General features: G+C 41.2%; 16 protein-coding genes. 7 read left to right on the forward strand and 9 right to left on the reverse strand.

The annotated features are described in order from the left end of the window. Window positions 1–139: 139 nt before the first annotated feature. From ACQKFG_RS03480 to ACQKFG_RS03495, 4 genes are all read left to right on the forward strand, one after another. Window positions 140–2,437, forward strand: coding sequence for a ribonucleoside-diphosphate reductase subunit alpha (locus tag ACQKFG_RS03480; RefSeq protein WP_260284483.1), 2,298 nt, complete (start codon window positions 140–142; stop codon window positions 2,435–2,437). 45 nt (window positions 2,438–2,482) lie between these two features. Further along, a complete protein-coding gene (locus ACQKFG_RS03485) occupies window positions 2,483–3,535 on the forward strand; it encodes a ribonucleotide-diphosphate reductase subunit beta (RefSeq protein ID WP_427556246.1) in 1,053 nt (350 codons plus the stop codon). Further along, window positions 3,507–3,944, forward strand: a complete 438-nt coding sequence (locus ACQKFG_RS03490; protein ID WP_192203554.1) for a flavodoxin domain-containing protein — start codon at window positions 3,507–3,509, stop codon at window positions 3,942–3,944. Before ACQKFG_RS03485 ends, ACQKFG_RS03490 begins: the two co-directional genes overlap by 29 nt. 122 nt (window positions 3,945–4,066) lie before the next feature. Continuing rightward, entirely contained in the window at window positions 4,067–4,234 is a 168-nt protein-coding gene (locus ACQKFG_RS03495) for a hypothetical protein (RefSeq protein ID WP_369618866.1), read from the forward strand. A gap of 40 nt (window positions 4,235–4,274) precedes the next feature. On the opposite strand, the gene ACQKFG_RS03500 is transcribed toward ACQKFG_RS03495, so the two are convergent. Further along, window positions 4,275–4,472 (reverse strand): cold-shock protein, encoded by a 198-nt coding sequence (locus ACQKFG_RS03500; protein WP_028393295.1) that lies wholly within the window; start codon window positions 4,470–4,472, stop codon window positions 4,275–4,277. 198 nt (window positions 4,473–4,670) lie between these two features. Beyond that, a complete protein-coding gene (locus ACQKFG_RS03505) occupies window positions 4,671–5,162 on the reverse strand; it encodes a hypothetical protein (protein WP_192203553.1) in 492 nt (163 codons plus the stop codon). Between the two features lie 116 nt (window positions 5,163–5,278). Here ACQKFG_RS03505 and ACQKFG_RS03510 point away from each other — a divergent pair, with 116 nt between their 5' ends. Then, window positions 5,279–5,758 carry a GNAT family N-acetyltransferase gene (locus tag ACQKFG_RS03510; RefSeq protein ID WP_427556751.1) on the forward strand — a complete coding sequence of 160 codons (480 nt, stop codon included), beginning with the start codon at window positions 5,279–5,281 and terminating at the stop codon, window positions 5,756–5,758. Here ACQKFG_RS03510 and modB read toward each other — a convergent pair. Beyond that, a complete protein-coding gene (modB, locus tag ACQKFG_RS03515) occupies window positions 5,720–6,373 on the reverse strand; it encodes a molybdate ABC transporter permease subunit (protein WP_349729097.1) in 654 nt (217 codons plus the stop codon). The two genes, ACQKFG_RS03510 and modB, sit on opposite strands and share 39 nt — an antisense overlap. A gap of 247 nt (window positions 6,374–6,620) precedes the next feature. Here modB and spx point away from each other — a divergent pair, with 247 nt between their 5' ends. Further along, window positions 6,621–7,016, forward strand: a complete 396-nt coding sequence (spx, locus tag ACQKFG_RS03520) for a transcriptional regulator Spx (RefSeq protein ID WP_034314875.1) — start codon at window positions 6,621–6,623, stop codon at window positions 7,014–7,016. Between the two features lie 54 nt (window positions 7,017–7,070). Here the strand turns inward: spx and ACQKFG_RS03525 are convergent, their stop codons facing one another. The 5 genes from ACQKFG_RS03525 to ACQKFG_RS03545 form a co-directional block, all read right to left on the reverse strand. Beyond that, window positions 7,071–8,501, reverse strand: a complete 1,431-nt coding sequence (locus tag ACQKFG_RS03525) for a HAMP domain-containing sensor histidine kinase (RefSeq protein ID WP_228467657.1) — start codon at window positions 8,499–8,501, stop codon at window positions 7,071–7,073. Beyond that, the gene (locus tag ACQKFG_RS03530; protein ID WP_427556251.1) at window positions 8,491–9,180 is read right to left on the reverse strand and encodes a response regulator transcription factor; all 690 of its coding nucleotides are present in this window, start codon (window positions 9,178–9,180) and stop codon (window positions 8,491–8,493) included. The genes ACQKFG_RS03525 and ACQKFG_RS03530 overlap by 11 nt, the downstream gene beginning before the upstream one ends. 251 nt (window positions 9,181–9,431) lie before the next feature. Beyond that, window positions 9,432–10,355, reverse strand: coding sequence for a cation diffusion facilitator family transporter (locus ACQKFG_RS03535; RefSeq protein WP_427556254.1), 924 nt, complete (start codon window positions 10,353–10,355; stop codon window positions 9,432–9,434). A gap of 208 nt (window positions 10,356–10,563) precedes the next feature. Beyond that, window positions 10,564–10,698: a hypothetical protein gene (locus ACQKFG_RS03540; RefSeq protein ID WP_286182057.1), complete on the reverse strand. Its 135-nt coding sequence runs from the start codon at window positions 10,696–10,698 to the stop codon at window positions 10,564–10,566. A 98-nt stretch (window positions 10,699–10,796) separates the two neighbouring features. Then, window positions 10,797–11,540 carry a metallophosphoesterase family protein gene (locus ACQKFG_RS03545; protein WP_427556258.1) on the reverse strand — a complete coding sequence of 248 codons (744 nt, stop codon included), beginning with the start codon at window positions 11,538–11,540 and terminating at the stop codon, window positions 10,797–10,799. A gap of 217 nt (window positions 11,541–11,757) precedes the next feature. Here ACQKFG_RS03545 and ACQKFG_RS03550 point away from each other — a divergent pair, with 217 nt between their 5' ends. After that, window positions 11,758–11,889, forward strand: coding sequence for a YjcZ family sporulation protein (locus ACQKFG_RS03550; RefSeq protein WP_427556260.1), 132 nt, complete (start codon window positions 11,758–11,760; stop codon window positions 11,887–11,889). Between the two features lie 45 nt (window positions 11,890–11,934). On the opposite strand, the gene ACQKFG_RS03555 is transcribed toward ACQKFG_RS03550, so the two are convergent. Then, entirely contained in the window at window positions 11,935–12,546 is a 612-nt protein-coding gene (locus tag ACQKFG_RS03555; protein WP_192203545.1) for a DedA family protein, read from the reverse strand. Window positions 12,547–12,556: the final 10 nt, after the last annotated feature.

The following is a 12,556-nucleotide window of genomic DNA, read 5'->3' on the forward strand; positions in this document are numbered from 1 at the left end:
CTTATTCTTCGGGGATTGAGATGATGAAACGATAGTTTAACGGCTATTTTTTCATGGCTCTTTTATTCTATCGTTTGATCCGCTCAATTCATTGGGCGGTTTTTTTATTTTAGAAGAAAGTCAACAAGGAGGATTATTAATGACTCAAACATATAACTCTACCATAAGTGAAAATGACACAGAAGCGAAGTCCATCCAGCTCGAGATGTTATCAAAGGAATTCGAAGGCCATCTCGATATGGAAAAGTTCAAAAAGCGTTTTACAAAATGGCTAGATCGCAAAAGTGACTCAACCGAAGAACAGGCATCAAAAAAACTGATTCAGCTCGCTCTTGAAAGTGTGGATATCGATGCTCCGGATTGGACGTTCGTTGCTGCAGCAGAACTGTTGAATACAATGTATAGGGATGCACAAGCCAATCGAGGCTATGAAGGCATGAGTTATGGCCCATTCTATGAGCTGATCGCGGAACTCTCCCAGCTTTCAGAAGGTCAGCGTTATCCTATTTATAAATCGGAACTGCTATCTTCATATACGAAAGCGGAAATTGAGGAATTGGGTTCGGTGATCGATCCGGAAAAAGATAAATTATTCTCGTACATAGGCATCTACTTATTGAACGACCGCTATCTGGCCCGCCCTCAAAAGGACAAGGTCTACGAACTGCCACAAGAACGTTTCATGATCATCGCGATGGAAATCATGCGATTGGAAAAAACGGAGCACCGCCTGCAACTTATTAAAGAAGCATACTGGGCCATGTCCAATCTTTATATGACCGTTGCGACTCCTACACTCTCCAATTCAGGTAAAACACATGGACAATTAAGCTCCTGCTTTATCGACGCAATTGAAGATTCCATTGACGGAATCTACCTATCAAACTACGATGCAGCAAAAGTATCTAAATTTGGCGGCGGAGTAGGTCTTTACGTCGGTAAGGTTCGATCGCTTGGTTCTGATATCCGGGGTTTCTCTGGAAACAGTTCCGGCACGACTCCCTGGATTCGACTATTCAACCAGACAGCTGTAAGTGTCGATCAATTGGGGCAACGTAAAGGTGCCATCGCGATTTACTTGGATGCCTGGCATAAAGATATCATGAGCTTCCTCGATTTAAAGACACAAAACGGGGATGACAGATTAAAAGCCCATGATATTTTTACAGGCGTATGCATACCCGATTTATTCATGGAAGCTGTACGCGACAGAAAAGAATGGTATCTTTTCGATCCGCATACCGTTAAGCAAACCCTTGGATTTTCACTTGAAGATCTTTATGACGAGAAGAAAGGCGAAGGAAGCTTCAGGAATCATTATGCACTTGCTGTCGAGGCCGCAGAAAATGGCACACTTCCAAACTATAGCTTTGAAAAAATCAAAGCGATGGACATCATGAAAAGCATCATGATTTCTCAATTGGAAGAAGGCGTACCGTATATGTTCTACCGCGATGAAGTGAATCGGAAGAATCCCAATAAGCATAAAGGTATGATTTATTGCTCTAACCTTTGCACGGAGATTGCCCAAAACTTAAGCCCTTCGACAATCACGGATGAATATGAAACAGAAGATGGAGATGTTGTTGTGGTTCGTAAAAGCGGCGATTTCGTTGTCTGCAACCTTTCATCCATTAACTTGCCCCGGGCAGTGGGCAGCGATGTTTTGGAAAGATTGATTCCCATTCAGATCCGCATGCTGGATAATGTCATAGATGTGAATAATCTTCCTGTCAAACAAGCATCCATCTCGAACAAACGTTACCGGGCAATTGGTTTAGGAACGTTTGGATGGCATCATTTACTTGCCACACAGAATATTTATTGGGAATCCGATGAGGCTGTTCACTATGCAGATGCTTTATACGAAAAGATCGCTTACTTAACAATCAAGGCATCCAATGAATTGGCCAAGGAAAAAGGTTCATACCCATATTTTGAAGGATCTGATTGGCATACAGGGGACTATTTCGAACTGCGTGACTATACAGATCAAAAATGGATGGATTTAAAAGCAGACGTGCATGAACACGGGACCCGTAATGGCTATTTAATGGCCATTGCCCCGAATTCTTCGACAGCTAAAATCGGTAATTCCACGGATGGAATCGACCCTTTGTATGAAATTGAATTTTACGAAGAAAAGAAAAACTTCAAATTCAAGGTGACCGCTCCAGGCTTGACGCCAAATACGTATGAATATTATAAAAAGACGCGATTTAATTTGGACCAACTGGAAAGCATCAGGCAAAATGCAGCCCGCCAACGCCATATTGACCAAGCAATCAGCTTTAATCTGTATGTACACAATACAATCAAAGCGAAGGTTCTATTGGACATCCATTTAACTGCATGGGAAAGCGGATTGAAATCAACGTATTATGTTCGTTCGACTTCTTCCGAGTATGACAATGCCTGCGAAAGCTGTTCAAGTTAACGACCATCATAACCCAGTAATCTATTCTTAAAGGAGTTTTCACGAATGACCAATCATATCAAAAAGATTCGGATGCTCGAACCTACGCATCCAACCAAAGCAACCGGTGTTTTCAAAGGAGAAGCTTCAGGCTTCCTCCTTTGGAACGATATTCAGTATGAAAAATTCTATGATACCTATACACAGCTCATCAATAACTTTTGGAAGCCTTCGAGCGTGAACATGATTCAGGATAAAAAGCAGTGGGGCGAATTGGAGGAAGATATCCAGGACGCTTTTCTCGATATCCTTACAATGATTGCTGGAATGGATAGTCTTCAAACGCCCACTTTAGTAGAAATCCTTCGGTACATCAAAGATCCGGCGGCAAAAGCTATTCTGGCCAACATGGCCCAGCAGGAATCGATCCATAATGAGTCTTATTCCTATATCCTTGCTTCCTTGATTCCTGTAGGCAAACAAAAACAGCTATTCGACCGCATTAAAGAACATCCTGAAGTGATTAAGCGTAACCAACCGATCGTTGATGCTTATCAAACGTTCGTGGACGATCCCAGCCCTCAGCATTTATTCGAGGCACTGATCCATTCAACGAACCTTGAAGGGATATATTTCTATCTGGCTTTCGCCTTTTATTATAATTTAGGACGACAAAATTTAATGACTGGTTCCGCTACGATGATATCCTATATTCATCGCGATGAAATGGTCCATTTCGATTTCATTGGAATGCTCGTTCAAATCTTGATGTATGAATATCCTGAGTTAAATAATGAAGAAAACACGAAGTTCATCTATACAACGATTGAAAAAGCAGTCGAACTCGAAAAAGAATGGTCTGAATATATGCTCGAAGATATCCAAACCAAAGCCGATCTCGATTTGGAAGAATTCAATGAGTACATCGAATATATCGCCAACAAACGGTTACGTATGCTAGGCCTTGAGAATTTGTATAAAGAGTATGGCGACAATCCGATGCCATGGATCAAAACGTTCGATGATGAATCGATCGGACTTACCAAAACCGATTTCTTCGAACAGAAGTCAAGGACATACAGTCAAGTAAATGCCAGCAATGGGTTCGATGAGCTGTAAAGTTGCCATTGTCTATCATTCTGCCGGAGGCAATACAAAAGCGCTTGCTGAAGCCCTCGCTTCCCTTTTACCTGAAGCTGGACTATATCGAATGAATGAATTCGACTTACGCACATTGCCGGATTACGATGCATTAATCGTCGGCACCTATACATGGGGCAATGGGGAACTTCCTGCTAAATCAGCAGCCTTTTATAAAGAACTGGAACAGTTGCCTATTGCTCATCTGAAATCGGGAGTCTTCGGAACTGGTGAAACCAACTATCATCATTTTTGTGGGGCGGTCGATCATTTCCGGGACATGTTATTTGCCAAGAGCCAGTTATTGGTGACATTGAAGATAGAACAGATGTATCAAGAATCGGACTTGCCCAGACTTCAAAAGTTCGCCTCGCTATTCCAGAACTGACTGAAAGGGGATATGCGCATTCGCATATCCCCTTTCAGTGTTTTTTTAAGAACTTGGCTCCCTCTATCATAGCAACGGTAAGCATGTAGTATATAATGGAATAAAAAAGGGGATAATATCCAATGAATGAAAATATAACCCAGTTCCTGCCTATCCTTTTTATGCTAGTGCTTGTCGCATTCGTTATATTCATCGTGTTTTTCCTGGCAGGGCATTTTAATCGTTCTAAACGGATCGAAGAAAAATTGGACAAAGCATTAAAGGAAATGGCCGAAAAAAAGGAAAAATAAAAAGACTCCATAATCGGAGTCTTTTTTTATATGCGTTCAATTATTTTTGAACGTTAGCTGCTTGTGGTCCACGAGCGCCTTGCTCGATTTCGAAAGAAACTTCTTGGCCTTCTTCAAGCGTTTTGAAGCCTTCGCCTTGGATAGCTGAGAAATGTACGAATACATCGTCTTGGCCTTCAACTTCGATGAAACCGAAACCTTTTTCTGCGTTAAACCATTTTACTTTACCTTGTACCATGATAGTTCCTCCTGTGTTTGGAAAAATCCATTTTATTACTATTTTTGGTTCTGGATAATGTTTCAAGAGGAATCCTATTACAGTAAATCCTTCTATCAAACTTATTCCGAACAAAAATAATTACTTATATTATATCATGGAAATTCCTAAAAAAACAAGATTATCGCTGTAAATCAACCGACAAATTATCCTAAAATTCTACATATTCCTCTTCTTGCTTTGTCGGAAGCCTTCGTCCAATAAGTAGCGCTCCGCCTCTACTGGACTCTCGAAACACTCTTCAAGGTTCGATCCGGAATACACATTCCAAAGCAGGTCTTCCCTTTCAAGTGTAAGCTCTTGCTTTTCAGGGCCAATCCATGTCCCTTCCAACCTAGCGAACCCGTCTTCCTCTTCTTCGAATTCAACCGGAGGTTCAGATAGGTAATCGACGCTTTTTTGGATCAATTCTTTTAATTCCGCTTCATTATAGTCACGAATATTGATAAAACCTTTACGGTCAGTGTCTTTTTTTCTCATATGCCCTGCGTAAACGAATCCATTTCCATTGGGATGCAAGTGCTGAACGACGATCTTTTTCTCCTGGACGCTATCTGGATAATGAAAGTTTACACGTCCCAATGAAACATCTTTTCGCTGTAATTCCGGAAAAGTTTCAATGATGCTCAATTTTTCTTCAAATGTTAACAAATTTCTTCCTCATTTCATTAGTTCATATTGTTTGTCGATTATAACACAGACTGATTGGAAACAATAATCTCCTTCTTCCATTATAATGTGATGAAAGGGAGTGATACGATTTGATCATGAAAATTCGGGATCTGGACTCCGATTATGGCCAGCAGCTTTTTAAACTTCAAAAAGAGGCCTATAAGGTGGAAGCGGATATGATCGATTTTGCCGATATACCTCCTCTATTGGAAACATATGAACAATTCATTCATTGTCATGAAACGTTCTTATGCTACTTAAAGGGTGATGCGTTAGTGGGTGCACTATCTTTTTCAAAAGAGAATCGTCAAATGCTGATTTGCCGAATGATTGTCCATCCTGATTATTTTCGGCAGGGTATCGCGGATGCACTGTTGCTTGCTCTTCAATTACAAGGCGATTGGGAAAAGATATCCGTTTCAACCGGTAAAATGAACCTGCCTGCACGGAACCTTTACGAAAAAAACGGCTTCACACATAAAGAAGACATAGAAGCCTCACCCCACTTTTTCATAAGTATATTCGAGAAAAAGCATTCACTTTATGTAGGTCACGATAAAAAGCATAAGAAATGAAATGACAATAATTACGGCAACCCATAGCCAGGCTAATGTCATATTCCCGGAGTCCATGGCGATATAAATCGCAGTCGGTATGGTTTGTGTCTGTCCGGGAATGTTTCCGGCGAACATGAGTGTGGCTCCGAATTCCCCCAACGCACGAGCAGAACTCAAGATGGCACCTGTGACGATGGATTTGACCGCCAATGGAAGGGATACATTCAGGAACAACCTCAACTCGCCTGCCCCGTCAACCCTTGCCGCATTTTCGATTTCTTCATCTATACCTTCAAAACCCGTTTTAGCGGATTGGTACATAAGCGGAAACGCTACCACGGTAGATGCAATGACCGCCGCCCACCACGTGAACATCAGGGGCTGATCAAAAACCCTTTCAATGAATTGTCCCGGCAATCCATTCTTTCCAAAGATTACAATCAATAAAAACCCAACGACGGAAGGCGGCAAAACAAGCGGCAATAAAAACGCTGTTTCCAACAGGACCCTTCCCCTGAATCTCTTTTTAGCCATCATTCGCGCCAGGATAATTCCTAAAATGAAAACAAGGATACCCGATAGTCCCGCTACTTGTATCGATAGCCTGACTGGTGACCAAAAATCCCCTGTCATGATACTATCCGCACAACACTGTTAAATATCGGCCCATGCAGATCCTTGTTCGGCATCATTACCCAAATGGCTTCTTTTTCATTAAAGGCAGATTTCATTTCATTTTCTCCCTTTCTTTTTAAAATAACATTTAAGTTTATTTTTCTTGACATCTTGCTGACACAAAGAAACGTTAAAGTAAGAGTATCACAAATATAAAAATAATTTCATTCCAATAAACTTGAAAACTTTGAAGGAGTCGATTTTAATGGTAACAATTTATACTACTCCAAGCAGTCTAGCCTGTCGTAAAGCAAAAGCTTGGCTTAAAAAGAACGAAATTTCCTTTAATGAACGCAACCTATATTCCCAACCTCTTTCTATAGAAGAAATAAAAGAGATTTTACGTAAAACGGAAGGCGGGACAGATGAAATCATCTCAACCCGTTCCAAAAAATTCAAAAGCCTGAATATCGATATAAATAATACACCGCTTAATGACCTTTGTAAGCTTATTCAAGATAACCCGGATTTACTTCGCCGGCCAATCATTTTCGACCATAAGAATTTGCATGCAGGATATAATGAAGAAGAAATGGGACGCTTCCTTCCAAGGAAGGTCCGTCATGTACAATTATGGCGTGCAATCAGCCAATTGGCTTAATAGTTAGCATCCTGCATAATAAGAGGGTTGTCCATTACATCGGACAACCCTTTTTTATACCTGATCCGCTTTCTCTATGACAATCGTGAAGGTGGTGCCTTGTTCATCGCTATCTTTAAGTACTAGATCACCCTTTTGCGCTTTTGCGAGCATCTTACTGAATGGCAGTCCCAAACCTAAACCACGTACCTTCAACTTTTTGTTTTCACCACGATAAAATGGTTCGAACACAAATTGTTGTTCATGTTTTGGGATCCCCCGGCCACTGTCCAGTACATCAATGCAGATTCTTTCTTCATCCTTTTCATAAAGGTGAATCGCTATTTTCCCTTTGCCATCAAGTGCATGCCTGGCATTATTCAAAAGGTTAATGACGATTTGCTGCATCCGCAATGAATCAATTTGACCAAAGACCGGTTCATCAGGAACTTTTATCTCAAGAGCGAACGCTTGATCATCATCCTGGGTCACCTGCCAGCGATAGGCGATTTCCTTAATGAATATATTGATATTCTCTTTTTGGAGCCGAATTTTAAAAGCACCTGCCGATATGGCATTATAATTGAGTAAATCCTCTATCATACCTTGCAAACGTTGAGTTTCCTTCAAGGAAATATCGAGGAATTCCTTACTTTGCTCTCCCTTGACGACATCATCCTTAACCGCTTGTATCAGTCCGCTAATGGATGTTACTGGCGTTTTCAAATCATGGGTTACGCCTGCAAGCAATTCCGCCCGTAACTTCTCCATGACCTTCAATCGATTGGTCATTTCCTTAAATGATTCTATCAGTTCATAAATTTCTTCTTCCTTGATTTCCTCTTCCTCTTTGAAATGGATATCATAGTTGCCTTCACGAACTTGGACAGCGGCGTTAGCTACGTCTTGGATGGGACGTGAAATCTGCCTGGAAAGAAAATAAATGACTCCCGTTCCCAGAATCAGCAGGCCTCCAATCATGATCGCCAACAAGCCATGGTCTTGGTTGATTTCCTTCAATGCCCCTTCTTCCTGTGCAATGACCACCCAGCCTCTTGTCTCATCATTAAACGTAATGGGGGATTTGACGACATACACTTTGTTGTCGGAAATCTTGACCTTCTGGATTAACTCCGTATTTTTCATGATGACATCCGGGAGTTTATTTTCATCCGGATCTATATACAATTGTGGCATCGTATATATGATGGTGGCATCGGGATCGACGATATAGATGATAGGCTGTTGGTTCAGATGAAGGATTTTCTCCCTTTCCTCTACAATTTCCGAAAGGATCGGACCAACGACAATCTGACCATTATCCTTAATCGCCCGATCGGATGTTTCATCAGCTAAGTACTTAAGAAGGCTAAGCCTATATTCCAAAGCCGTTTTTTCCATCCACCATAAGGAAAAAACAGACAATAAGATCAAACCGGAAATCAAGGTCAATACGTATCTCTTAGTCCAATAGCGTTGTAAAGTGGTTCTTTTTTTAGTTTTCATAGACACTCAATTGATACCCCAATCCACGCAATGTTTTTATTTCCCCCTCGGTTACAGGCCATGCATCTATCGCCCTCCTGATCCGTTTGATCGCCAGGTCCACCGCACGGTCACTGCCGTCATAATCCATGCCCCACACTTGGTCGAGCAGCTGTTCTCTCGTGAAAATTTGATTAGGGTGCTTAGCGAAAAAAACGAGCAGCGACAAATCACGCGGCGTCAAGTTTATCTCTTCCCCATTCAAATGCACCATATAAGAAAGATCATCGATGGTTAAACTCCCAAACTCATGTATATGACCATCTTCCGTATCGACCGATGAGGACCTTCTTAAAACGGCATGCACCCGGGCCACGACTTCTTCGGCAACGAAAGGTTTGGAGATGTAATCATCCGCACCTGACTTAAATCCCGATAATCTGTAATCGACATCTGTCAGTGCAGTCAACATGATAACCGGACATGTATCGTTCTCCCGAATTTCCTTCAATATATCCCAGCCTTCCTTACCCGGCAGCATGACATCAAGCAGGACAAGGTCTGGCTTCGTTTCTTCGAATACCGGAATGGCGTTTAGCCCATCGTAAACTTGGACTACATCAAAACTTTCCCGTTCCAAATATGCTTTCAATACCATCGATATGGCGATTTCATCTTCTACTACAAGAATTTTCTTCATTTATGGATTCCTCCTTCCTGAATTATAGTGGAAACATTTTGCATATGCTAACCATTAAAAACACCAAGCATTTTTCCTCAATCTTACCCTTTTTATGTGTCAGGATTATGTTCGTAGTAAAATTAACCGATGTTTTCACTTAGTCATTTTAACAGGAATGCTGCTAAATGGTTGTAATAATCATACAGGAAAAACTATGATTTTCTTATTTAAACTTTTAAGAGGCTGGCTCTATACTGAGCCAGCCCTTTTCAATTACATGTCTCGTGTGGATTGGGACAGCCCGCTTCCTGTCTTTCCACTTGGATCGTGCTATGTTCGATTCCAAACCGATCGTGAAGTAGTTTTTGCGCTTCTGCCAAAACTGAATCGTGATTACCGCTCTCATTTATGACAACATGGCAGCTCAGTGTCAAAAAACCAGACGTGATCGTCCAGATATGGAGATCATGGACATCGGATACTCCGACCAATCCCATCAAGGATGCTTTCACTTCATCCATATCGACTTGGTCCGGTGTGCCCTCCATCAAGATATGAAAAGAATCCCTCACTACCCTAAAACCGCTGATAATAATTAAAATCGCAACTATGACGCTCGCAATCGGATCTGCAATTCCCCAATCGAAAAAATAAATCAAGAGGGCGGCCGCAATGGCACCCACAGATCCAAGCATATCACCCATAACATGTAAAAAAGCACTCCGTACATTCAGATTGTCTTCCTTATCTCCGCTCATTAAAATCCAGGCCGCAATGATATTAACAAGTAAGCCGATGATTGAAATCATCAGCATTCCCAAGCTTTGCACCTCAGGGGGATCTAGGAACCGCTTAATCGCCTCTACGAAAATGAATACGGATATGACGATCAAGGTCAATCCATTCAAACAAGCAGCAATGATTTCAAACCGTTTATATCCAAACGATTTGGAAGATGTGGCCTTCCTTTCCCCTAACCTGATCGCTGTATAACTTAGTCCTAAAGCTGCCGCATCGCTAAGCATGTGACCTGCATCCGATAGTAAAGCCAGACTATTTGTCAAGAATCCACCAATGACCTCGACTATCATAAATGTCGAGATTAATAAGAAAGATGCCAACAATGCTTTTTTATTATTAGAATGGTGGTGTCCGTGCCCATGATCATGGGCGTGACCGTGATGATGTCCCATGCCATCCCTCCTCTCGGATTTGAAACTTATATATAGTATGGGATAAATCCAGAATGGTTTCAAATGATTCATTTCCGGGATCCACTGGAAGAAAGGGGGTAGTGAAAACAAGCAGGACGGGACCTTATCCGAAAAACCGAAATTCAGCCTTCAACCATTCCAAAGTAAAATAAAACGCTACAGACATTTCCTGCAGCGTTTTTCCCGTTTATCTATCCTCTTGCATTGTGTCATCGACAATGGCGTGCAGATCCTTATTAAACAATTCATCATTACAGACAAGACTATGCCGTTCCATCTCTTCCTGCCCTTGGCTTACCTGTTCCAGTTCCTTTTCCTTCATAACGTACCTCCAGCATCATGATGTTTGCCTATTATCGTATCCACAGGCATGTACCTTTATGCTCAACATTTTCCCATACTTCTTCATTTATAAACGTGTTAGGTCTGCTGCCCGCCATGGAAGGCACGTATAATGAATTCACGCTCTGGAACTTGTAAACTTTGATACGATAACAGGAACGATATATTATCATAGGCGACTTTTTCAAGCTTTACCTGTATACCTGTATTTTCAATCGTGACAATGGCATAAGGTGCAACTGGTTCACCATTGCATCCAAGAGAACCAGGGTTCAGGAATATCGTTCGGTCATTTTTAAAGAGGTGGATAGGATGATGATGTCCAAATCCTATTAAATCGTGATGTTGATCTTTGAAAAGCATTTCTAAGTTATTTAAATTCGGTTCAACTATTTTACTAAATGGATTTTGGCTTATGTGCTCATCCAATTTCTTCGATTCCATGTGATAATGAGTGAAGTAAACGGAGTGATCATTAATGATATGATGTATGGTTCGAGGCAATTTCCCCAATTCATTTATGAATTTCCGCTGCATCCTTTCAGCTATCCATTCATGATGCTCCTTTACATGAATATGGCCGTCCGGATGCGGCTCCCCGTTAATGATGGCCAGGACAGCTTCATCATGATTTCCAGTTATCATCGATAGATCATTTCTTGAAAATAAAAGTTCAAGGACTTCATTTGTATCAGGGCCAATCCCGACCATATCTCCCAAACAATAGAGACGATCTATATCTTCTCTTTGATCAATATCCTTAAGAACGGCTTTTAACGCTGAAGCATTTCCATGCACATCAGTTATAATGGCAACTTTCATGACTTAGTTCAGCTCCCTTCCCTCACAATCCACATGGTATATTATAACATTTAAAAGGAAATCAAAAAAATATTCGGGCTTATTTCCCCCTTATTGCCCACGCCCATTTTTTATGAATAAGCAAACACTTCGGCCTAGAATACATAGTATGAAGTATTCCCGGTAAAGATGTTTTGCTAGGTATGTAATGCATATTATGTATTGAGGAGGAAATCAAATGGGTGGAAATTGTAACGAATGTTGCGACGGCGGATTCGGTGGTTTCGATAACGGATTTGCATTGCTGATCGTATTATTCATCTTGTTGATCATCATCGGATGCAGTTGGGGATTCGGCGGATGCTGCTAATAATGACATAAATCAAAAAGGCGCCTGATCAAGGCGCCTTCTTTGTTATGAATTGACTTTTAGTTTTTGTCTTTGCTTTTGTTTTTGAGTCTTCATAATGAACCAAATGATTATAAGTGCGATGGGGATAAGCAAGAAATTCGCATATTGTGAAAAGATGGCTCCTGCCTGCTCCCACCTCGGTCCTAACTTATACCCTAGATAAACATAAACGCTTGTAACGGGAAGCATCGCCATATAGGTATATAAAATGAATTTCCAAATACTCATTTTCAACATGCCGCATGGCAGCGAAACGGCGGTACGAATTCCTGGTACAAACCGTCCCAAAAAGGCAATTCCCCCACCAAACCTTTCAAAGAATCGGTCAGCCTTATTCAACTGCTCCTCTTTGATCAAAAAGTATTTCCCGAACTTTAATACAAGCGGTCTCCCGCCATATTTGCCTAAAGCATAAAGCGTCAATGGGCCCGTTACCCCACCAATCGAACCGGCAAGGATAGTCAAGTATAAATTCATATCACCTTGATAAACCCAGTATCCAGCCAGTGGCAAAACGATTTCAGCAGGAATGAATTCGAAAGTCAAAGCTAGCAACACACCGAAATAGGATAGAGATTTAAATGCTTCAATCATATCCATTATTAAAGTTTCCATAGACTTTTCC

The organism is Peribacillus sp. NPDC076916, assembly GCF_050269675.1.
Taxonomy (GTDB): Bacteria; Bacillota; Bacilli; order Bacillales; family DSM-1321; genus Peribacillus; species Peribacillus aracenensis.

Bases quoted from the DNA above. Each gene is read 5' to 3' on its own strand.
- ACQKFG_RS03480 (WP_260284483.1), top strand. From the start codon at position 140: ATGACTCAAACATATAACTCTACCATAAGTGAAAATGACACAGAAGCG.
- ACQKFG_RS03485 (WP_427556246.1), top strand. From the start codon at position 2,483: ATGACCAATCATATCAAAAAGATTCGGATGCTCGAACCTACGCATCCA.
- ACQKFG_RS03490 (WP_192203554.1), top strand. From the start codon at position 3,507: ATGCCAGCAATGGGTTCGATGAGCTGTAAAGTTGCCATTGTCTATCAT.
- ACQKFG_RS03495 (WP_369618866.1), top strand. From the start codon at position 4,067: ATGAATGAAAATATAACCCAGTTCCTGCCTATCCTTTTTATGCTAGTG.
- ACQKFG_RS03500 (WP_028393295.1), bottom strand. From the start codon at position 4,472: ATGGTACAAGGTAAAGTAAAATGGTTTAACGCAGAAAAAGGTTTCGGT.
- ACQKFG_RS03510 (WP_427556751.1), top strand. From the start codon at position 5,279: ATGAAAATTCGGGATCTGGACTCCGATTATGGCCAGCAGCTTTTTAAA.
- modB (WP_349729097.1), bottom strand. From the start codon at position 6,373: ATGACAGGGGATTTTTGGTCACCAGTCAGGCTATCGATACAAGTAGCG.
- spx (WP_034314875.1), top strand. From the start codon at position 6,621: ATGGTAACAATTTATACTACTCCAAGCAGTCTAGCCTGTCGTAAAGCA.
- ACQKFG_RS03525 (WP_228467657.1), bottom strand. From the start codon at position 8,501: ATGAAAACTAAAAAAAGAACCACTTTACAACGCTATTGGACTAAGAGA.
- ACQKFG_RS03530 (WP_427556251.1), bottom strand. From the start codon at position 9,180: ATGAAGAAAATTCTTGTAGTAGAAGATGAAATCGCCATATCGATGGTA.
- ACQKFG_RS03535 (WP_427556254.1), bottom strand. From the start codon at position 10,355: ATGGGACATCATCACGGTCACGCCCATGATCATGGGCACGGACACCAC.
- ACQKFG_RS03540 (WP_286182057.1), bottom strand. From the start codon at position 10,698: ATGAAGGAAAAGGAACTGGAACAGGTAAGCCAAGGGCAGGAAGAGATG.
- ACQKFG_RS03545 (WP_427556258.1), bottom strand. From the start codon at position 11,540: ATGAAAGTTGCCATTATAACTGATGTGCATGGAAATGCTTCAGCGTTA.
- ACQKFG_RS03550 (WP_427556260.1), top strand. From the start codon at position 11,758: ATGGGTGGAAATTGTAACGAATGTTGCGACGGCGGATTCGGTGGTTTC.
- ACQKFG_RS03555 (WP_192203545.1), bottom strand. From the start codon at position 12,546: ATGGAAACTTTAATAATGGATATGATTGAAGCATTTAAATCTCTATCC.